The sequence below is a fragment of the Ensifer sp. NPDC090286 genome (assembly GCF_044769565.1).
Taxonomy (GTDB): Bacteria; Pseudomonadota; Alphaproteobacteria; order Rhizobiales; family Rhizobiaceae; genus Ensifer.
Window position 1 is genome coordinate 365,637 of the sequence record NZ_JBIVYF010000003.1, and the last position, 19,775, is coordinate 385,411.

General features: G+C 63.3%; 17 protein-coding genes. 8 read left to right on the plus strand and 9 right to left on the minus strand.

Annotated features, from left to right (window positions below):
- Positions 1–261: 261 nt before the first annotated feature.
- The 5 genes from ACIQUG_RS16990 (at position 262) to ACIQUG_RS17010 (ending at position 5,735) form a co-directional block, all read left to right on the plus strand.
- Positions 262–768, plus strand: a complete 507-nt coding sequence (locus tag ACIQUG_RS16990; RefSeq protein ID WP_402323273.1) for an NUDIX hydrolase — start codon at positions 262–264, stop codon at positions 766–768.
- A gap of 139 nt (positions 769–907) precedes the next feature.
- Positions 908–2,413: an inorganic phosphate transporter gene (locus tag ACIQUG_RS16995; RefSeq protein ID WP_402323274.1), complete on the plus strand. Its 1,506-nt coding sequence runs from the start codon at positions 908–910 to the stop codon at positions 2,411–2,413.
- Between the two features lie 11 nt (positions 2,414–2,424).
- Positions 2,425–3,162: a 16S rRNA (uracil(1498)-N(3))-methyltransferase gene (locus tag ACIQUG_RS17000; RefSeq protein ID WP_402323275.1), complete on the plus strand. Its 738-nt coding sequence runs from the start codon at positions 2,425–2,427 to the stop codon at positions 3,160–3,162.
- Between the two features lie 243 nt (positions 3,163–3,405).
- Positions 3,406–4,779, plus strand: a complete 1,374-nt coding sequence (locus ACIQUG_RS17005; protein ID WP_402323276.1) for a glutamate--cysteine ligase — start codon at positions 3,406–3,408, stop codon at positions 4,777–4,779.
- A gap of 125 nt (positions 4,780–4,904) precedes the next feature.
- A complete protein-coding gene (locus ACIQUG_RS17010; protein ID WP_402323277.1) occupies positions 4,905–5,735 on the plus strand; it encodes a DUF937 domain-containing protein in 831 nt (276 codons plus the stop codon).
- 311 nt (positions 5,736–6,046) lie between these two features.
- Here the strand turns inward: ACIQUG_RS17010 and ACIQUG_RS17015 are convergent, their stop codons facing one another.
- Positions 6,047–6,343, minus strand: a complete 297-nt coding sequence (locus tag ACIQUG_RS17015) for a DUF1127 domain-containing protein (RefSeq protein WP_402323278.1) — start codon at positions 6,341–6,343, stop codon at positions 6,047–6,049.
- A 207-nt stretch (positions 6,344–6,550) separates the two neighbouring features.
- Between ACIQUG_RS17015 and ACIQUG_RS17020 the strand changes: the two genes are divergently transcribed.
- Positions 6,551–7,501 carry a LysR substrate-binding domain-containing protein gene (locus ACIQUG_RS17020; protein ID WP_043618309.1) on the plus strand — a complete coding sequence of 317 codons (951 nt, stop codon included), beginning with the start codon at positions 6,551–6,553 and terminating at the stop codon, positions 7,499–7,501.
- Between the two features lie 95 nt (positions 7,502–7,596).
- Here ACIQUG_RS17020 and katA read toward each other — a convergent pair whose 3' ends face one another.
- On the minus strand, positions 7,597–9,081 hold the full coding sequence (gene katA / locus ACIQUG_RS17025) for a catalase KatA (protein WP_402323279.1): 1,485 nt from the start codon (positions 9,079–9,081) through the stop codon (positions 7,597–7,599).
- A gap of 185 nt (positions 9,082–9,266) precedes the next feature.
- Here katA and ACIQUG_RS17030 point away from each other — a divergent pair, with 185 nt between their 5' ends.
- Positions 9,267–10,178: a hydrogen peroxide-inducible genes activator gene (locus ACIQUG_RS17030; RefSeq protein WP_205237049.1), complete on the plus strand. Its 912-nt coding sequence runs from the start codon at positions 9,267–9,269 to the stop codon at positions 10,176–10,178.
- Positions 10,179–10,189: 11 nt separating this feature from the next.
- Here the strand turns inward: ACIQUG_RS17030 and ACIQUG_RS17035 are convergent, their stop codons facing one another.
- The 5 genes from ACIQUG_RS17035 to ACIQUG_RS17055 form a co-directional block, all read right to left on the minus strand.
- The gene (locus tag ACIQUG_RS17035; RefSeq protein WP_192447729.1) at positions 10,190–11,065 is read right to left on the minus strand and encodes a dienelactone hydrolase family protein; all 876 of its coding nucleotides are present in this window, start codon (positions 11,063–11,065) and stop codon (positions 10,190–10,192) included.
- A gap of 114 nt (positions 11,066–11,179) precedes the next feature.
- Complete coding sequence (gene adhP / locus ACIQUG_RS17040) at positions 11,180–12,208, minus strand: alcohol dehydrogenase AdhP (RefSeq protein WP_402323280.1); 1,029 nt, start codon at positions 12,206–12,208, stop codon at positions 11,180–11,182.
- Positions 12,209–12,350: 142 nt separating this feature from the next.
- On the minus strand, positions 12,351–12,767 hold the full coding sequence (locus tag ACIQUG_RS17045) for an MAPEG family protein (protein ID WP_043618295.1): 417 nt from the start codon (positions 12,765–12,767) through the stop codon (positions 12,351–12,353).
- A gap of 83 nt (positions 12,768–12,850) precedes the next feature.
- Positions 12,851–14,353, minus strand: coding sequence for an IMP dehydrogenase (gene guaB, locus ACIQUG_RS17050; protein WP_034800902.1), 1,503 nt, complete (start codon positions 14,351–14,353; stop codon positions 12,851–12,853).
- 204 nt (positions 14,354–14,557) lie between these two features.
- Positions 14,558–15,544, minus strand: a complete 987-nt coding sequence (locus tag ACIQUG_RS17055; protein WP_402323281.1) for an MBL fold metallo-hydrolase — start codon at positions 15,542–15,544, stop codon at positions 14,558–14,560.
- Positions 15,545–15,730: 186 nt separating this feature from the next.
- Here ACIQUG_RS17055 and ACIQUG_RS17060 point away from each other — a divergent pair, with 186 nt between their 5' ends.
- Positions 15,731–17,140: a DHA2 family efflux MFS transporter permease subunit gene (locus tag ACIQUG_RS17060; protein ID WP_402323282.1), complete on the plus strand. Its 1,410-nt coding sequence runs from the start codon at positions 15,731–15,733 to the stop codon at positions 17,138–17,140.
- A 187-nt stretch (positions 17,141–17,327) separates the two neighbouring features.
- Here the strand turns inward: ACIQUG_RS17060 and ACIQUG_RS17065 are convergent, their stop codons facing one another.
- Complete coding sequence (locus ACIQUG_RS17065) at positions 17,328–19,094, minus strand: peptidoglycan D,D-transpeptidase FtsI family protein (protein WP_402323283.1); 1,767 nt, start codon at positions 19,092–19,094, stop codon at positions 17,328–17,330.
- Between the two features lie 299 nt (positions 19,095–19,393).
- Entirely contained in the window at positions 19,394–19,774 is a 381-nt protein-coding gene (locus ACIQUG_RS17070) for a VOC family protein (RefSeq protein ID WP_402323284.1), read from the minus strand.
- Position 19,775: the final 1 nt, after the last annotated feature.

A 19,775-nucleotide genomic window follows, 5' to 3' on the forward strand; every position in this document is an offset into this window, starting at 1 on the left:
TCGCAATCGATCGTCCTTGCGATCTCGGACCGTTCCATCACGCAACCAATCGTGATCCGAAGACAACGTATGGCTGTCGGTCGGTTTGCAAATATGCCGCGAAAACACCATATCCTGTCGTATCCGGACCACAGTTCTGCGGAAAGCAAGCCGCATATCCGGCTGCCGAATGGCCGCGACATTTACACGCTGCAGGACGCTGCCATACTGGCCGGCAAAGCAATTATAGCCACTGATTCGCCGAGTGGAGCACAGACGACCTTGAACTTCTTGAACAGGCTCGCATCCGATGTCCAATTGATGCTGCGTCGACCGGCGCGCATGCAGTACGCCGCGCTCTGCTATCGGATCCGCAAGAAGACCAAGGCCCTCGAAATTCTCCTGATCACCAGCCGCGATACCGGCCGTTGGGTCATCCCCAAGGGATGGCCGATGCAGGGCAAGCGCGCCCATGAAGTGGCCGAACGCGAAGCCTACGAGGAGGCCGGCGTCAAGGGACACGTGCAGAAGGCGACCGCCGGCTATTACCTCTATCAGAAGCGCATGGACCACGGGCTGAAGATTTCGGTCAAGGTGCAGGTCCACGCGCTGGAAGTCGACGATCTCTGCAAGCACTTCCCCGAGGAAGGGCGCCGGCAGCTCGAATGGGTCGACTACAGGGAAGCGGCCTCACGGGTTGCCGAACCGTCGTTGAAAGATCTCATCCTCGCCTTCGGCGGGCGCATGGAGAGCGCGTCAACGACGATGCCGAAGGCCGTGAACGGTTAATCTCTCCGTCCGTTCCCCGAGGACATTCAAAGCCTCCCGACGCGGGTTCCCGGCCTGCGCCACACGGATGTCCATCAAATCCACTTGAATGCGTGTCGCAGTGGCCTTAGTGGCCGTTGTGACAATGGAGTTTCCGGCAGTGGCCAAGCCGCGCACGCGCCTCGCAAAACAGACGATCGATAAAGACCTCGACAAGTTCAGCCTTGCCGAAGAAGCCTCGCAGCATGTCAAGCGCAGCCTGGCAGCGCCCGCGCTCGCCGGGCTGTTCCTGCTGTTGAGCATGGCCTTTGCCGCGAGCTTCGTGACGAGTTCAGCAACCGCGCCGATCATCATCGCGGCTGCCGCCATCGCCGGCTACATGGCCATGAACATCGGCGCCAACGACGTGACCAACAACGTCGGCGCGGCCGTCGGCGCCAAGGCGATGTCGATGGCAACGGCACTCACCATCGCCGCGATCTTCGAAATCGCCGGGGCTCTGCTTGCCGGGCGGCAGGTCTCGCTGACGATCGAGGCCGGCATCGTCTACGGCGAAGACGTGCTCGGCGCACAGACGATCGTCTGGATCATGATGGCGGCCCTCGCCTCCTCGGCGGTGTGGATCAACATCGCCACCTATTCCGGAGCGCCGGTTTCGACCACGCATTCGGTCATCGGCGGCATCGTCGGTGCCGGCATCGCGGCCGCCGGCTTTTCCAGCGTGCAATGGTGGTCGCTCGCCGGCATCACGCTCAGCTGGTCGGTCTCGCCGCTTCTGGGCGGCGCGATCGCCGCCGCTTTCCTCGCCTTCCTCAAGGAATTCATCATCTACCGCGAGGACAAGATCGCCGCGGCCAGGCGATGGATGCCGGTCATCCTCGGCGTGACCGCCGGCTGCTTCACGGCCTATCTGGCGGTGATCGCCCTGGTTCAGGTGGCCGCGATCAGCATGCCCGTGGGCCTTGCCGCCGGCTTCGTTGCGGGTTTCGCGGTCTATCTGCAGGCAAAGCCTTGGATCGTCAGGCAATCGGAAGGGCTCGACAACCGCAACCAGTCGCTGCGCCGGCTCTTCCGCCTGCCATTGATCGTGGCCGCCGCGCTGCTCTCCTTCGCGCATGGCGCCAACGACGTTTCCAACGCGATCGGGCCGCTGTCGGCGATCGTGTCGGCGCTCGATGGCGTGATCACGACGGACAAAGCGCCTGCTCCCTTATGGGAACTGGCGATCGGCGCGCTCGGCATTTCGATCGGTCTTTTGCTCTACGGCCCGAAGCTCATCCGCGTCGTCGGCCAGGAGATTACCAAGCTCAACCCGATGCGCGCCTTCTGCGTCGCGCTTGCCACCGCCGTCACCGTGCTTCTGGCGTCCGCGCTCGGCCTGCCGATCAGCTCGACTCACACGGCCGTCGGCGCCGTTTTCGGCGTCGGCTTCTTCCGCGAATGGTACATCCGCAATTCCAAGCGGCGCCTGGAGTATGTCCGGCAGAAAACGGGACAGGCCGACTTCATGGAATCGGCCGAAACGAACTTCGCCGAAGTCCGACGCCGGCGGCTCGTGCGCCGCTCGCATTTCCTCACCATTATCGGCGCCTGGGTCATCACCGTCCCGGCATCGGCGGCCCTGTCGGCCGTGCTTTACTTCATCCTCTCCGGCATTTTCACCTGAAGGTCCTCTCGATGCGCGCCAATTTTCGCATGCAGCGACTGTTCGTCGAACACTCCTTGAGCGCCGGCTCGGCGCACGAGGCGACCAAGGAGCAGTTCAACTACCTGGTGAACGTGCTGCGCTACGAAGAGGGCGCCTCGATCCTGGTCTTCAACGGGCGCGACGGCGAGTGGCGGGCCGAGCTTTCCTTCGCAGCCAAGAAGCGGCTGGTGCTCACCCCCGTCGAGCAGACGCGTCCGCAGCCTAAGCCGTGCGACCTCGTCTACCTCTTTGCCCCGCTCAAGGTCGGGCGGCTCGACTATCTCGTGCAGAAGGCTGTCGAAATGGGCGCCGGCACCTTGCAGCCGGTCATGACGCAGCACGTGCAGGGCAAGCTCGGCAACATCGAGCGCGTTCGCGCCAATGTCATCGAAGCCGCCGAGCAATGCGGCGTGCTCGGCATTCCCGATGTCGCAGAGCCGCGCCGGCTCGAAGACCTGCTCGCCGCCTGGCCGAGCGACCGGCGCATCATCTTCTGCGACGAAGGCAGCGACAGCCAGAACCCGCTGCCGATCCTTTCCGGCATCAAGGAAGAGAAGCTCGCACTGCTGATCGGCCCGGAAGGCGGTTTCTCGGAAGCCGAGCGTACGCTGTTGCACAGCCTCGATTTCGTCACCGCAATTCCGCTCGGCCCCCGCATACTCAGGGCCGACACGGCAGCGGTCGCCGCCATGGCGGTCATCCAGACCACTGTCGGCGACTGGCGATAGCCGGTCGCTGCCAAGCAAATCGGACGCCGCTCGCTCCCCTAGAAGAAGGCGATCACTGCGACAAGGCAGAGTTGGGTCAACAAACCCCATTTCCGCGGTGCTTGCTCCAGAGCAAGCAAATGTCCTAGTTTTTTTGATGAGATCTTGAAAGAAATTGACTTGCACCGCACCTGATAACGGTTCAAGCAGCCTCCATCATCTCCCGCTAACCTGCGGGAGCCGCCCAAACAAAAGAAGACGCTCATGGCCCGAGATACCACCGACCAGACGCCGGTAACCTCTGTCGCTGACCTGACCGCCTACCTGGCCGAAGGTTCGAAACCGGAGGAGCGGTTCCGGATCGGCACCGAGCACGAAAAGTTCGCCTTCTTTAAGGCGGACAACAGCCCTGTCCCCTATTTCGGCGAGGCCAGCATCCAGGCGCTTCTGAACGGCATGGCGGCGAAAAGCGGCTGGGAACCGATCATCGACGAAGGCAACATCATCGGCCTTGCCGAGCAATCGGGCAACGGCGCGATCTCGCTGGAACCGGGTGGACAGTTCGAGCTTTCCGGCGCGCCGCTCGAAAACCTGCACCAAACCTGCAAGGAATCGAACCAGCATCTGGCGGTCCTGCGCGAAGTCGCCGAGCCGCTCGGCATCCGTTTCCTTGGCATCGGCGGCAGCCCCAAGTGGACCTTCGAAGAAACGCCGCGCATGCCGAAATCGCGCTACGGCATCATGAGCCGCTACATGCCCAAGGTTGGCACAAAGGGCCTCGACATGATGTACCGCACCTGCACCATCCAGGTGAACCTCGACTTCTCCTCGGAAGAGGACATGCGCCGCAAGATGCAGGTGTCGTTGAAGCTGCAGCCGCTCTCGACGGCGCTGTTTGCCAGCTCGCCCTTTACCGATGGCAAGCCGAACGGTCTGCTCTCCTGGCGCGGCGACATCTGGCGCGACACCGACAACCAGCGCGCCGGCCTGCTTCCGTCCGCCTTCCGCCCGGATTTCGGCTTTGCCGACTACGTGGAGTGGGCGCTCCACGTGCCCATGTACTTCGTCGTGCGCGACGGCCACTACCACGATTGCACCCACATCACCTTCCGCCAGTTCATGGGCGGCGCGCTCAAGGGCGAGGTCGCCGACTGGCAGCCGAACATGGGCGACTGGACCAACCATCTGTCGACGCTGTTCCCCGACGTGCGCCTGAAGCGCTTCCTCGAAATGCGCGGCGCCGATGGCGGCCCGTGGCGGCGGATCTGCGCGCTGCCGGCCTTCTGGGTCGGCCTGCTCTACGACGGCGAAGCACTCGACGCCGCCGAGGCGCTGACGCGTGACTGGACGTTCGAAGAGGTGAGCGCCATGCGCAACGCCGTGCCGGCGCAGGCGCTTGCCGCCAAGTTCCGTACCGGCACGCTCTACGACGTCGCGCGCGAGGTCATCGCCATTTCGCGTGGCGGCCTGAAGCGCCGCAACCGGCTGAACGGCGACGGTATCGACGAAAGCCAGTTCCTCGCGCCGCTCGACGAGGTGCTGGCCAAGAAGGCGACGCTCGCGGAAGACCTTTTGGCGCTCTACAATGGTCGCTGGAACGGCTCCGTCGATCCGGTTTTCGCCGAATACCAGTACTAAGGCCCACACGGGCGCGCGACGCCTGTCGCGCCCCTTCAAAAAGCGGTTCCCAGGCCCCGATTTCCCGTTATAGTGCAAGGATATGCGTCGCTTAGAGCGCCGCGCGTCCATAAAGGGGAACTGGGATGGCACCGCTTTTCGACATGTTCGCGCAGGCGCAGAACGGCAAGGCCATCGAGCTGATGGCGCAACAGTTCGGCATCGCCCAGGAGCAGATGACGAAGGCGACGGCGGCACTGCTGCCGGCCTTCTCCGCCGCCTTCAAGCGCAACACCGCCAACCCCTATGACTTCGGCGCCCTGCTGACCGCGCTTGGCAGCGGCAACTACGCCAAATACTTCGAAGACATGAGCCAGGCCTTTACGCCGCAGGGCATGGCCGACGGCAACGGCGTTCTCGGGCAACTGTTCGGCTCGAAGGAAATGTCGCGCGCGATCGCCGCGCAGGCGGCCCAGGTTACCGGTGTCAGCCAGGAAATCTACAAGCAGATGCTGCCTGTCATGGCCGATACGCTGATGGGCGGGCTGTTCAAGCAGACGACCGGCCAGTTTGCTGCCGCAGGCGATGCCTTTGCCAACAATCCGATGGCGACCGCGATGCGGCAATGGATGGAAGCGGCCGGTTTCGCCAAGAAGCCGGAACCGCAGCCGAACCCGTTCGACAATCCCTTCACCCAGGCGATGCAGGGCTTCTTCGGCATGGCTCCGAAGAAGGAAGAGAAGCCGAAGACAGCTGACGTCTTTGCAGACAACCCCTTCGTCAAGGCATTTCAGGACATGATGCAGGCCGGTGCTGCCGGCGGGCAGAAGCCGGCACCCGACAATCCGGCGCTGGCCCAATTCTCCCAGGTGATGAACAGCATGTTCGACACCGGGCTGGAGATGCAGAAGGAATACCAGAAGAACGTCGAGGCGCTGTTCGACCTCTACAAGACCGGCCCCGGCACAAAGGGCTGAGGCCACCCTCCCCGACGAAAGACATCCCGCGCCTCCATCGGACGCAGCGATCACCTGCATGTGCGGGCTTCAGCGCGTTGTCTCGAATAGCTTCGGAAAGAAAAAGGCCCGGTACATGTCTTGGTCATGCACCGGGCCAAGCGGCAGGGTCTATTGGCTCTACCCTGCGGGGAACGTTTGGGCACGCGACCCTTGAGGTCAGCAGCGCCGAAACTCTGAAATTCGCAGCATGACCCGCGGCGGCGGCAGGCTTTCGCGGATCATGCTCGACTGGCACATCTCAAGCGGCGGGATGCGCCATTGGGGGACGTTCAGTCGTGGCGGGCCCCTTTGTAGAAGAGGCTCGCCCGGTTTCGCGACGCGCGGGTCAGGTAGCTGGCCGGATTGTCGAAGAAGGGCGAGGTGATCGCCTCGCGCACATCTTCGCGTTTCAGCCCCATGTCGAGGAGCTGACGGTCATCCAGGTCCTTCAGACGGCCGATCGCATAGCGGTTTCGGAGTTGCTGCCATACGGACGTGAGCATGCCTGTCACGCCGACGGCGCGGGAGGCATAGGACTGCTTTCCGGCAACGAGGTCGAGATCGAGGGCGTGCTGTGTCGTGCGCATGACAATTTCTCCTTTCAGGCACGAAGAGGCCCATCCCCTGCGGGGAGGTCGAACGCAGGGGCGGGCCGAAGAGTTTGGGATTCGCCAGCGAAATTGCCGGCCGGGGATCGATGAATTTGCTTCCGATAGATCGCAAATCCTTATTGATCAGTCCAACGAATGTTTTTAATGATATTCATCAAACAATCTTATGGATGCATCACGGCCATGTCCGCACCCCTTGATATCGATCAGCTCCAGACCTTTGTCGCGATCGCCGATACGGGCAGCTTCACCAAGGCGGCCGACCGGGTCTTCAAGACTCAATCCGCCGTTTCCATGCAGATGCGCCGCCTGGAAGAGCGCATCGGCAAGGCACTGTTCATGAAGGACGGCCGCGGCAACAGGCTGACGGTCGAAGGCGACCGGCTGCTCAATTTCGCACGCCGGATGATCCGCCTCAACAACGAGGCGATCGCCTCCTTCGACGACAACCGCCTCGAAGGCACGCTCCGGATCGGCACGCCCGACGACTATGCCGACCGCTACATGCCCGAGATCATCATGCGGTTTGCCAAGACGCATCCGAATGTCGAGCTCTACATCGTCTGCGAGCCCTCCGTGGACCTCGCCGAAAAGATGGCGAAGGGCGACCTCGACATCGCGCTCGTCACCCACAATCCGCGCGCCCGCGCGTCGGACGTGGTGCGAACCGAACCGCTCTGCTGGGTAAGCTCGATCAACCATCCGCTGCCCGAAAACGCGCCGATCCCGCTTGCTGTCGGCCGGCGCGACTGTCTGTGGCGCCAGGCGGCCTGTGCCGCGCTCGACGCAACGGGCCGGGAATACCAGATCCTGTTCACCAGCTGGTCGTCGACGGTCGTCGCCGCCGCGGTGCTTGCGGGTATGGCGGTCTCCGTCCTGCCGGAATCGGCGCTGCGCCCGGGCATGAAGGTGCTGACGCTTGCCGACGGCTTCCCGGCGCTCGCGCCGGTCCAGATCGGCATCATGAAGCGGCCGGGCCTGTCGCCCTCCCTTTCGAACGCGATCAGCAACCACATCACTGCCTGCCTCGACAACATCACGCCGATCAGCGCCAACGACGACCTCGAGGCCGATATCAAGGGCTTCCCGCGTTATCCGCGTCTCCGGCAGAGCCATATGCTGCCGGGCTGGTAAGAGCGGAACGCAGAGACAGGAAAGGCCACGCACCAAGCCGGTGCGTGGCTTTTTTCTTATCCGGAGATCGGCACGCGGCCGATCTCGCCACCGGTCTATTCGGCTGCGGCGCCGACAGCCTCCGCTTCGTAGCCATAAGCCGCGTGAAGCGCCGCGCGCACGCCGGCTTCATAGTCCGGATGGGCGCGCTTGAAATGCGCAAGCTGGCGCTCGACGATCAGGCCCGGCACGCCGCGCATCGCCGCGGCGATGTTGGAGAACAGGCGCGCTTTCTGGCCGGCATCGAACAGGTTGAACAGCGCGCGCGGCTGGCTGTAGTCGTCGTTGCCTTCTCGGTGGTCAAAGCGAGCCATGTCGCCGCTGATGCGCAGCGGCGGCTCCATCGCGGAGGGCTGCTCGACTGGACCGTTGAACGAGTTCGGCTCGTAGTAGGCGTTGGAATTGCCGGTCTGGATGCCGCCGAACGTGTTCATCTGGCCATCGCGGTGATAGTGATGCACCGGGCATTTCGGCCGGTTGACCGGAATGTGCTCGTAGTGCGTGCCGAGCCGGTAGCGGTGGGCGTCGGCATAGGAGAACAGCCGCGCCTGCAGCATCTTGTCCGGCGAGAAGCCGATGCCGGGCACGATATTGGACGGCGAGAAGGCGGCGTTCTCGACCTCGGCAAAATAGTTCTCCGGATTGCGGTTGAGCTCCAGCACGCCGACCTCGATCGGCGGATAGTCCGCATGCGGCCAAACCTTGGTGACGTCGAAGGGATTGTAGGGGGTCTTTTCCGCCTCGAGCTCGGGCATGACCTGCACCTGAAGCGTCCAGCGCGGATAATTGCCCTCCTCGATCGCGCCATAGAGCGCTTCCTGGTAGCTTTCGCGCGTCCGGCCGATCACATCAGCCGCCTCGGCATTGGTGTAGTGCTTGTGGCCGTGCTGGGTCTTGAAGTGGAACTTGACCCAATAGCGCTCGCCGGCATCGTTCCAGAGCGAGAAGGTGTGCGAGCCGTAGCCGTTCATGTGCAGCGGCGAGACCGGACATCCGCGGTCGGACATCAGGATCGTGACCTGGTGCAGGCTTTCCGGCGACAACGACCAGAAATCCCACATGGCGGTCGCCGAGCGCAGGTTGGTCTTCGGATGACGCTTCTGGGTGTGGATGAAGTCCGGGAACTTGTAGGCATCGCGGACGAAGAAGATCGGCGTGTTGTTGCCGACGAGGTCCCAATTGCCCTCGGGCGTATAGAATTTCAGCGCAAAGCCGCGCACGTCGCGTTCGGCATCGGCGGCGCCGAGTTCACCGGCAACGGTCGAGAACCGCGCCAGCATCGGCGTCTCGGCACCCGGCTGCAGAACCTTGGCCTTGGTGTATTTCGAGATGTCGCCGGTGATCTTCAGCGTACCGTAGGCGCCCCAGCCCTTGGCATGCACGGCGCGCTCGGGAATGCGCTCGCGGTTTTGATGCGACAGCTTTTCGATAAGCTGATAGTCCTGCATCATGACGCCGCCGCGCGGGCCGGCCGTCAACGAATTCTGGTTGTCCGGCACCGGGGCTCCGGCACTCGTCGTCAATATGGGTCGATCAGACATCGCGTCCTCCTGTCAAAGGGTTTCGCGTCCGGGTGGTCACACAGGACCGACGGCAGTCACGGCGACTGCCAGCCGCAGGTTGCGGCGACGATCAAAGCCCGAACGCTCTGGCAAGGGGGTTTTCCCACAGCGCTTTGATAATCTCCAATTGCATAAAAATTAAAAATCGATAAGATTTTCCTATCATGCTTACACTCAGACAGATGCGCTACTTCGAGGCGCTTGCCTCCGCTCGCCACTTCGGCAAGGCCGCCGAACTCGTCCATGTCAGCCAGCCGGCGCTCTCCGCCCAGATCATGGAAATGGAAAACCACCTGGGCGTGAAGCTGGTGGAACGCAGCCGCAGCGGCGTCTTCCTCACCCGCAAGGGCGAAGAGGTGCTGGCCCGCACCCGCGCCATCCTCGCCGAAGTGGATCAGCTGGAACTGAGCGCGCGCACCAGTTCCGGCACGCTCGAAGGGCGGATCCGCATCGGCGTCATCCCGACGCTTGCCCCCTATCTCGTGCCGCGGCTGGTGCCGCACCTGCGCCAGGTCTACCCGGCCATCGAGATCGAACTGAAGGAATCGGTGACATCGAGACTGGTGGCCGATCTCGGAGAAGGCCTGCTCGATGCCGTCGTCGCCGCCTTGCCGATCGAGACCGACGGGCTTTCGACGAAGCCGCTCTTTTCCGACCGCTTCTTCATGGCGATGGCGGACGACGAGCGAAATATCCTCATGTCGCCGCTGACCGAAGACCAGGTGGATGTCGAACAGCTGCTGCTGCTCGAAGAGGGCCATTGTCTGCGCGACCAGGCGCTCGCCGTCTGCAGCACCGCGGGCAAGCGACGCCTCGTCTCCTTCGGCGCGACCTCGATGACGACGCTCCTGCAGATGGTCGCCAACGGCATGGGCATGACGCTCATCCCGGAGATCGCGATCGCGACCGAGGCAGCCCGCAATTCCATCCGCATCGTTCCCTTCGCCGCCCCTGAACCGGCGCGTGAGATCGGGCTTATCTGGCGGCGCAGCAGCCCGCGCGAGCGCGACATGGAAGCGCTCGCAGCGGCGATCAGCGGCTGCGCCGACCACATTCTCCAGGCGGCAGCCGCCTGACCTAGCGATGCTCAGGCGAGCTTGGTCTTCAGGAATTCGACCGTCCGGCTCCAGGCGAGATCGGCTGCGGCCTTGTCATACCTCGCGGCAGAAGTGTCGTTGTTGAAGGCGTGGTTGACGCCGTCATAGACATAGATCGTCGCGTCCTTGCCGTTGTCCTTGAGCGCTTTCTGGTAGGCCTCGATGCCGGCGTTGATGCGCTCGTCGAGGCCTGCATAGTGCAGCAACAGCGCCGCCTTGATCTTCGGCACGTCCTCGGCCTTGGGCTGCGCGCCGTAATAGGCAACGCCTGCCTTCAGATCCGGGGAGCCGACGGCGAGACGATTGACGAGCCCGCCGCCCCAGCAGAAGCCGATGGCGCCGACCTTGCCGGTCGATTGCGCATGTCCTTCCAGAAACGCCACGGTCGCTGCCGCATTCGCGGTCGTTGCCGCCGCATCGAGTGCGCCGATCATCTCGCGCGCCTTATCCTCGTCCGTCGGCGTGCCGCCCGCCGGCGACAGGAAGTCGGGCGCCAGCGCCAGGAAGCCTTCGAGCGCCATCCGCCGCGCGACGTCGCGGATATGCGGGTTCAGCCCGCGGTTCTCATGGATGACGATGACCGCCGGCAGCTTGCCGCTCACCTCTGCCGGGCGAACGAGGTAACCCTTCATGTCGCCGCCAGCGCCAGGATAAGTGATGTCCTCGCCGGTCACCCGGGTATCGTTTGCAGCCACGATCTCCGCCTTTGCGCCATTGGCCGCCAGCAGCGGCGCGATCGCCGCAGCCGCGGCCGCGGAGCCGGCAAGGCCAGTCAGTTTTTCCATAAAACGACGGCGATCGAGGGTCAGATGCGTGTACTCGTCATAGGCGTCGATCATCGCCTGCGTGATCTTCGGTTCCTGCATGCCAGCCTCCTCCGGTTCATATCTCCCGCGGCGGCAGACAGAACCGCCCGCGACAGAATAGGTCGGCGGGCGGTCTGGAACATACAAACTTGCGTTACCGGTCGTGAACGGATCTCAGCCGTTAAGATCGAGCACGATGCGGCCGTCGATCTTGCCCTCTTCCATACGCTTGAAGATGGCGTTGATGTTCTCGATCTTGTCCCAGGTGAAGTGCGAGGCAACCTTGCCTTCGCCTGCGAACTCCAGCGATTCCTCGAGATCCTGCCGCGTACCGACGATCGAGCCGCGGATGGTGATGCGCTTCAGCACCGTATCGAAGATCGGCACGCACATCTGGCCGGGCGGCAGGCCGACCAGCGCCATGGTTCCCTTGGAGCGCAGCATGTTGAAGGCCTGCTCCATCGCCTTGGGTGCGACAGCCGTCACCAGCGCACCGTGCACGCCGCCGGTTGCCTTTTGCACCTGCTCGACCGCGTCCTTCTCGCGCGCGTCGACGACAAGATCGGCACCGAGTTTTCTGGCGAGCTCCAGCTTGTCCGGGAAGATGTCGACGGCGGCGACGTGCATGCCCATCGCCCTGGCATATTGCACCGCCATGTGGCCGAGGCCGCCGATGCCGGAGATCAGCGCCCATTCGCCGGGGCGCACCTCTGTTTCCTTCAGGCCCTTGTAGACCGTAACGCCGGCGCAGAGGATCGGTGCTGCGGCTCCGAACTCGAGCTTTGCCGGCAGGCGCCCGACGTAATCCGGATCGGCAAGGCCGTATTGGGCAAAGGTGCCGTTGACGGAATAGCCGGTATTCTGCTGGCTGCCGCACAGTGTTTCCCAGCCGGTGCGGCAGGGCGTGCAGCCGCCGCAGGCGGTGTGCAGCCACGGCACGCCGACACGGTCGCCTTCCTTCAGGCGCGCGACGCCCTGACCAAGCCGGGCAACGTAGCCCACACCTTCGTGGCCCGGAATGAACGGCGGCTTCGGCTTCACCGGCCAATCACCGTTGGCAGCGTGCAGGTCCGTATGGCAGACGCCCGTCGCTTCGTATTTGATCAGCACCTGGCCGGGGCCGGGCTCAGGGATCGGCATAGCCTCGATTACCAGCGGCTTGCCGAATTCGCGCACCACGGCGGCTTTCATCGTTGCGGTCATCTCGTCCTCCGATGCGTTGTTGCCCAACGGCGGAGAGACTACGCGCAAAAGCGGTGCCGGGTAATTGATACGCATCAAGACGGGAAGATGAAGGCGCAGACTGTCTCAGATCTGCGTCAGAATGCCGGTTGGCCTATCCGGATCAGCTCATCGCCATCCAGACGGCGAGCCACACCCACATCGCAAACAGCGTTGCGCAGCCGCCCATGAACAGCGGGCGGCGATAGCGCAGGCGGTTGCTGGTGACATGCACGAAGGCGTGCACATAACGCAGGGCGACGAAGAGCCAGGCAAGCGCGAGCGAGACGATGTTGTCAGCCTCGGTGATGTAGAGCAGCACGCAGCAGACGTAGAAGAGAACCGGCAGTTCGAACTGGTTGGCGATGCTGTTCTTGACCACCAGGCTTTCGCCCGGCTCGTCGCGGTTCTCGCGAAACTGACCGGCATTCGCCTTGCCGGCGCGCACCAGGCCCATGCGGCGGACGGAGAGAAGAGCGTAGAGGCAGAAGACGAGGAAGACATGCGCCACGATCGGCCAGAAAATCTCGAAACCCGTCATTACGTTACTCCCTCAAACACGCTTACTCTGAAAAAGCGAAGGGCGCCGCGCGATGCCGCGGCGCCCTTCGAATGCAATCGCAATCAGTGCGCGCCCGGATAGTTCGGGCTTTCGCGGGTGATCGTCACGTCATGGGCGTGGCTTTCGCGCAGACCAGCACCGGAGATACGCACGAACTGGGCGCGCTCCTGATATTCCTTGATCGTCGGGCCACCGACATAGCCCATGGAGGCCTTGAGGCCGCCCGCGAGTTGATGCAGGACGCCTGCGACCGGACCCTTGTAGGGAACCTGGCCCTCGATGCCTTCCGGAACCAGCTTCAGCGTGTCGCGTACTTCCGCCTGGAAGTAGCGGTCTGCCGAGCCGCGCGCCATGGCGCCGACGGAGCCCATGCCGCGGTAGGCCTTGAAGGAACGGCCCTGGTAGAGGAACACTTCGCCCGGGCTTTCATCGGTGCCGGCAAGCAGCGAGCCGATCATGACGGCCGAAGCACCGGCAGCGATCGCCTTGGCGAGGTCGCCGGAGAACTTGATGCCGCCATCGGCGATAACGGGAATGCCTGCCGCCTGAGCGGCTTCGACGGCGCCCATGATCGCAGCGAGCTGCGGCACGCCGACACCAGCGACGATGCGCGTGGTGCAGATCGAGCCCGGGCCGATACCGACCTTGACCGCATCCGCACCGGCATCGATCAGCGCCTTGGTGCCGGAGGCCGTCGCGACGTTGCCAGCCATGATACGAACCGAGTTCGAGAGCTTCTTGACGCGGGCGACCGCGTCGAGAACGCGCTGCGAGTGACCATGGGCGGTGTCGACGACGATGAGGTCGACGCCGGCATCGATCAGTCGCTCGGCGCGCTCGAAGCCGTCATCGCCGACGGAGATGGCAGCGGCGGCGCGAAGGCGGCCCTGCGCATCCTTGGAGGCGTTCGGGTTCAGCTGCGCCTTCTCGATGTCCTTGACGGTGATGAGACCGACGCAACGGCCGTCGCCATCGACGACAAGCAGCTTTTCGATGCGATGGGCGTGCAGCAGGCGCTTGGCTTCCTGCTGGTCGACGCTTTCCTTGACCGTGACCAGGTTCTCATGGGTCATGAGTTCGTGGATCTTCTGGTTTGGATCCGAAGCGAAGCGGACGTCGCGGTTGGTGAGGATACCGACGAGGCGACCCTGCTTCTGGCCACCGGCGCCGCCATTTTCAACGACCGGAATGCCGGAAATGCCATGCTGCTTCATAAGGCCGAGCGCATCGGCAAGCTTGGCGTCGGGGCCGATGGTCACCGGATTGACGACCATGCCGCTTTCGAACTTCTTGACCTGGCGAACCTCTTCGGCCTGCTCGGCCGGTGTCAGGTTGCGGTGGATGACGCCGATGCCGCCGGCCTGTGCCATGGCGATGGCGAGGCGACCTTCGGTCACCGTGTCCATGGCCGACGACAGGATCGGCAGGTTGAGGTCAATGTCCTGGGCAATGGTAGTCGCGATGTTGGTCTGACCGGGCATAACTTCGGAATGTCCCGGCAGGAGCAGGACGTCGTCGAAGGTCAAAGCCTCCAGACCGGTTGCCGTTTCGATGATGCGCGCCATGGCCAATTCCCTTCAAATAGCGAAAATCCCCGGGGACGGGCTGCGATTTGTCCACCGGGCGACTTCAAAGCGTGTCTTGGAAGTTGGCGAGGGCTCGTAACACGGATATGTCAGGATGAAAATAGCCAAAGCCGGGAAATGTCCCGCCTTCGGCCGATATTTGTTGCAGAGCAGCATTTCCGCGCAAAGAGGCGCGAAAGCCGATCAGATGTCGAGCTGATAGCTTGCGGGCACGAAACGGTAGCCCTCGCCCTGCTTCTCGACGAAACCGACCGCCGGGAACGGCATGTGGTAGCCGATGAACGGCAGCCGTTCGCTGGCGATCATGTCGAACACCCGGCGACGCGTCTCTGCCGCCTTCGCCTTGTCCATGTCGAAACGCACCTCCCAGTCCGGCCGCTGCAGCGACAACACATAATGGTTGGCGGTATCGGCAGTCAGCATCAGGCCCTTGCCGTCGGAATCCAGCCGGAACACCATGTGCCCCGGGGAATGGCCGAAGGCGGCAATCGCCGAAATGCCGGGCACGACCGCGGCGCCGTCGCCGATGAAGGTGGTCTTCTCCGCAAGCGGCACGACTTTTTCCAGCACCGCCTTATGGCCGTTTTCGGCCGGCGTGCCGGCACGTGCCGGATCCTTCCAGAAGGCGTATTCGACCTCGCCCATCACATAGCGGGCATTGGCGAAGGCCGGCTTCCCGGCCTCCATCAGGCCGCCGATGTGGTCGCCATGCATATGGGTGACCACGACGACCGAGACCTGTTCGGGCGCATAGCCGGCAGCGCGGATCCCGTCGAGCAGACGGCCCGCCCCGGCGTCCCGACCGCCCTCGCCCATGCCGGTATCGAAGAGCACGAGATCCGATCCAGTATCGACCAGGACCGGCGAATAGCTGTTGAGCAGCGCATCCGTCGGCAGGAAGTTCTGCTGCAGCAGTTCGGCCACGGCCTCTTGCGGCTGGTTGGTGCCGTAGGTCTCGTGCGGCTTGTCGCTGACGCGCGTGCCGTCGTTGGCGACAACGATCTTGAACGCGCCAAGCTTGAGCATTCTTGTCGGAGGGCTGGCTTTCATTCCGGTGTTTTCCGATTTTTCCTGAGCGACTGCAATGCCCGTCATCAGCGAGGGCGCTGCGAGCACGCCGAGCGTTCCCGCTCCCATCAAGGTCCTGCGCTTCATCGACATTTCACTCATGGTTCGTTTTCGCTTTCTGTTGGATCCGTTGCCATCGGCGGCTACCCGGCCAGAACTAGCGTCTTGACAGCAAAGGCCAGTCGGGATCACAGGCTTTTGATCCGCAATCACCGGTTTTGCCCCGACAAAAGCCATGACCGGTATTATTAGCTTCTGCTTATCGCTGACCGTCCGAAGCATCGTTTCATGAACCGTATCGTCCCGATGATCCTCGCCGTCGCTCTTTTCATGGAGCAGATGGACTCGACCGTGATTTCCACGTCGTTGCCGGCAATCGCCCGCGACATCGGCGTCGGGCCGATTACGCTGAAGCTGGCGCTGACCGCCTATATGGTGGCACTGGCGATCTTCATCCCCTTGAGCGGCTGGATGGCCGACCGCTTCGGCGCCAAGAAGATCTTTCGCGCGGCGATCCTGGTCTTCATTGCCGGATCGATCTTCTGCGCCATTTCGAACAGCCTTCTCGCCTTCGTCTTCTCCCGCTTCCTGCAGGGCATGGGCGGCGCGATGATGACGCCGGTCGCCCGGCTCGTGCTGGTGCGCGGCACGCCGCGCAGCGAACTGGTGTCGGCGATGGCACTGCTGACGATCCCGGCACTCGTCGGTCCGCTTGCCGGGCCGCCGCTCGGCGGCTTCATCACCACCTATTTTTCCTGGCACTGGATCTTCCTGATCAACGTGCCGGTCGGCATCGCCGGCTACATCCTGTCGGGCATCTACCTGCCGAAGATGGAGCCGCTCGATCCGCCGCCGGTCGACGTGCTCGGCTTCCTGCTCGGCGGCGTCGCTGCCTCCGGCATCGTCTTCGGCCTGTCGGTGATCAGCCTGCCGGCCCTGCCCCCGGTCATCGGCATCGCCTCGGTGTTGATCGGCCTCTTTTCGGCGCTGCTCTACATCCGCCATGCGCGGCGCCATCCGGCCCCAGTCCTCGACCTCAAGCTCTTCAAGGACAGCGCCTTTCGGGCCGCTTCGATCGGCGGCACGATCTTCCGCATCTCGGTCGGCGCCGTTCCCTTCCTGATGCCGCTGATGCTGCAGGTCGGCTTCGGCCTCAACCCGTTTCAATCGGGCATGATCACCTTCATCGGCGCGGTCGGCGCCATTACCACCAAGTTCTATGCGCGGCGCGTTCTCGCCTTTGCCGGCTTCCGCACGACGCTGATCATCGCCGCGATCATTGCGGCGATCACCACCTTCGCCAACGGCTTCTTCACGCCGGAGACGCCCTATCTGGTGCTGATCACGATCCTCCTGATCGCCGGCTTTGCGCGTTCGTTCTTCTTCACCAGCGTCAACGCGTTGTCCTTTGCCGATATCGACGATGCGGACGCCAGCAAGGCGACCTCGATGAGCGCAGTGCTGCAGCAGATCAGCCTGGCACTCGGCGTCGCCGTCGCCGGTGCGATCCTCGAAATCGAGACGAAGCTCAGCGGCGGCCCGCTGCAGCTCGACGATTTCCATACCGCCTTTATGATCATCGCCGCCGCCAACCTGATCGCGGCGATCCCGTTCCTCACCATGGCGAAGAACGCGGGTTCGTCCGTATCGGGCCACCGGCTGCCGGCGCGCGAGATCGAAACGGCTGCGGGGAAATAAGCCGCCCGACACATGCGCCGGCGGCGAACAAGGCGGCGGTTTTGCGAACGGCTGCTGCATGTCGCCTTAAACCGTCCTCGTTAAGGACGACGGCATGCAGAAAATCAAAGGGTTACAGGGTCCCTTGCGTATCTGATCACGACACGGGGGGAGCCCAGCTGCCTCAAGAAGGCGGTTCTCGCGTCGCCTAATAGTCGGCCAGCACCTGCTCGGCTCCCACGTCGCCAAAGCGGGGCTTCACGCCCAGAAGCGGTGCCGCGCGGCCGATGATGGCCTTGACCATTGGGGCGGCATTGGCCGCCGCCGTTCGCCCGCCATTTTCGCCGGTTCGTGGCGCATCGATGATCGAAAGAACGATGTATTTGGGCTTGTCCATCGGGAACGCCGCCAGGAACCCGTTGAAGTTCAGGTCCTTGGCATACTTGCCATTGATGACCTTGTCGGCCGTGCCGGTCTTGCCGCCGACATGGAAGCCTTCCACCTGTGCCCGCCTGCCGGAACCCTTGACGCCATTCCAGTTGTAGAGGAAGCGCATGTCGGCGCTGGTCGATTCCTTGATCACCCTCTGGGCGACGAGCTGCGTGTCTTCTGGCGAGCGCGGCAGGAATGTCGGCGGGATCAGGTGCCCGCCGTTCATCAGGGCGGCGGCCGCAACCGCCGTCTGCAGCGGCGTCGTCGCCACGCCATGGCCGAAGGATATCGTTACCGAGTTGATCTTCTTCCAGGTACGCGGCTGGGTGGGCGTTGCCACGCCCGGCATTTCGGTTTCCATCTTCGACAGCAATCCGAGCTTCGTCAGGAACTGCTGGTGTGCTTCGATCCCGACCATATCGGCGACAGCGGCCGTGCCGATGTTAGACGAATACTGGAACACTTCCGGGATCGACAGCGGACGGTTCTTGCCCTTGAAATCCTTGATGGTGAAGCCGCCCATGCGGATCGGCCGCGACGCGTCGACGACCGAATTCAGATTGACCTTGCCCGCATCCAGGCCCATCGCCAGCGTGAAGCTCTTGAACGTCGAGCCCATCTCGAACGTGGCATTGCTCATGCGGTTGAACCAGCCCTTCTCGTATTCCTTGTCGACACCGCCGCCGGGCAACATTCGGGAAGGCTCGTTCGGGTCGTAGTCGGGCACCGATGCCATGGCGAGCACTTCGCCGGTGTCGGCATCGAGCACCACCGCACCCGCGGCTTCGGCCTCATAGGCCGTCATCGCGTTGGCCACCACCTCGCGCACGATGTTCTGCACGCGCAGATCGATCGACAGCCGAACCGGCTCAAGCGCGGCGTTGCTGGTGAGGCCCGCCGCCCGCAGATCGGCAAAACCCTGCTGGTCTAGGTAACGTTCGATCCCTGCCAGGCCCTGGTTGTCGACGTTGACGTGGCCGAGGATGTGCGACGCCGTTACGCCGCCGGGATAGAAACGGCGCTTTTCCGGCCGGAAACCGATGCCGGGAATGCCGAGCGCCAGAATATCTGACTGCTGCTTCGGGGTGAGCTGTCGCCGCAGCCACTGGAAGGCCGAACCGGACTGGAGCTTGCGGTGCGTATCGCGCCAATCGAGATTGGGGATGACCGTCGCGAGCTTCTCGACGACCTCGTCGGCATCGACGATCTTGCGCGGCTTCGCATAGAGCGACATCGTATTGAGATCGGTCGCCAGCAGATGTCCGTTGCGGTCGACGATATCCGGGCGAGAGGCAATGACATGACCGCTGCCACCGATCGATGCGGTGTCGGCCGGCGCCGACAGGCCATATTGAACCAGCCGTCCGCCGACCACGAGGAAGACGACGGCAAAGCCGGCGATCAGGATCCCCACGCGCTGCCGCGCCTGGTTCCTACGGCCGGCGCTGGTGCCGATGATGACCCCCGGCTTGCCGGCACCATTCCTCTTTACAGAAAAATGCGCGCGGCTTCTGAGCCGAACGGCAAGCGAAATCATCGACATACAGGTACTTCCACATGCAGGCCAACCGAGCACGTGCTCGACCCGTCGCCAATCGTCGATCGGCAGCCAGCGCTCGGCGGAACTAAAACCTTAGGAGGTCCTAATGGACCAGAGAGTAACACCAGAGTTGCACTCAACTAGTTAATGGCCGATTAACCACGATGCACAGTCTTTAGGGGGAACCGGGTTTTACAGGGCGATCAGGGGTGCGGCCGATCGGCACAAGCCAGCCCGGGCCATCGCGCGGCCCTGCCTTCATGATCAGGAGATTTCTGGAAAGTCGGCGCGCCGCGAGGCGGTTACTCCGGCCGCTCGCAGACCGCGGCAATCTTGTTGCCGTCGTGATCGCGCACCCAGGCGCCGTAAAAATTTGCGTGAAACGGGCGCAGGCCCGGTGCGCCCTCGTCCGTACCGCCATTGGCAAGGGCTGCCGCATGAAAAGCATCGACGGCGGCGCGCGTCCCGGCTTCAAGCGCGATGCTCACGCCATTGCCATAGGTGGCGGGCGCGCGGTCGAAGGGCGTCACCACCCAGAAGCGGATGCGGTCACCCTCAGCACCATAGCCGATCTCGGTCTCGTCCTGGCGTTGCCTGTGAAACCCAAGCGCCGGCAACACCGCATCGTAGAACGCACCGGCGCGTGTCAGATCGTTGCTGCCGACCGTGACGTAGAGCAGCATG

What these genes read in the sequence shown, in the direction of transcription:
- ACIQUG_RS17000 (WP_402323275.1), top strand. Translation starts at nt 2,425, where the DNA reads ATGCGCGCCAATTTTCGCATGCAGCGACTGTTCGTCGAACACTCCTTG.
- ACIQUG_RS17005 (WP_402323276.1), top strand. Translation starts at nt 3,406, where the DNA reads ATGGCCCGAGATACCACCGACCAGACGCCGGTAACCTCTGTCGCTGAC.
- ACIQUG_RS17010 (WP_402323277.1), top strand. Translation starts at nt 4,905, where the DNA reads ATGGCACCGCTTTTCGACATGTTCGCGCAGGCGCAGAACGGCAAGGCC.
- ACIQUG_RS17015 (WP_402323278.1), bottom strand. Translation starts at nt 6,343, where the DNA reads ATGCGCACGACACAGCACGCCCTCGATCTCGACCTCGTTGCCGGAAAG.
- ACIQUG_RS17020 (WP_043618309.1), top strand. Translation starts at nt 6,551, where the DNA reads ATGTCCGCACCCCTTGATATCGATCAGCTCCAGACCTTTGTCGCGATC.
- katA (WP_402323279.1), bottom strand. Translation starts at nt 9,081, where the DNA reads ATGTCTGATCGACCCATATTGACGACGAGTGCCGGAGCCCCGGTGCCG.
- ACIQUG_RS17030 (WP_205237049.1), top strand. Translation starts at nt 9,267, where the DNA reads ATGCTTACACTCAGACAGATGCGCTACTTCGAGGCGCTTGCCTCCGCT.
- ACIQUG_RS17035 (WP_192447729.1), bottom strand. Translation starts at nt 11,065, where the DNA reads ATGCAGGAACCGAAGATCACGCAGGCGATGATCGACGCCTATGACGAG.
- adhP (WP_402323280.1), bottom strand. Translation starts at nt 12,208, where the DNA reads ATGACCGCAACGATGAAAGCCGCCGTGGTGCGCGAATTCGGCAAGCCG.
- ACIQUG_RS17045 (WP_043618295.1), bottom strand. Translation starts at nt 12,767, where the DNA reads ATGACGGGTTTCGAGATTTTCTGGCCGATCGTGGCGCATGTCTTCCTC.
- guaB (WP_034800902.1), bottom strand. Translation starts at nt 14,353, where the DNA reads ATGGCGCGCATCATCGAAACGGCAACCGGTCTGGAGGCTTTGACCTTC.
- ACIQUG_RS17055 (WP_402323281.1), bottom strand. Translation starts at nt 15,544, where the DNA reads ATGAGTGAAATGTCGATGAAGCGCAGGACCTTGATGGGAGCGGGAACG.
- ACIQUG_RS17060 (WP_402323282.1), top strand. Translation starts at nt 15,731, where the DNA reads ATGAACCGTATCGTCCCGATGATCCTCGCCGTCGCTCTTTTCATGGAG.
- ACIQUG_RS17065 (WP_402323283.1), bottom strand. Translation starts at nt 19,094, where the DNA reads ATGTCGATGATTTCGCTTGCCGTTCGGCTCAGAAGCCGCGCGCATTTT.
- ACIQUG_RS17070 (WP_402323284.1), bottom strand. Translation starts at nt 19,774, where the DNA reads ATGCTGCTCTACGTCACGGTCGGCAGCAACGATCTGACACGCGCCGGT.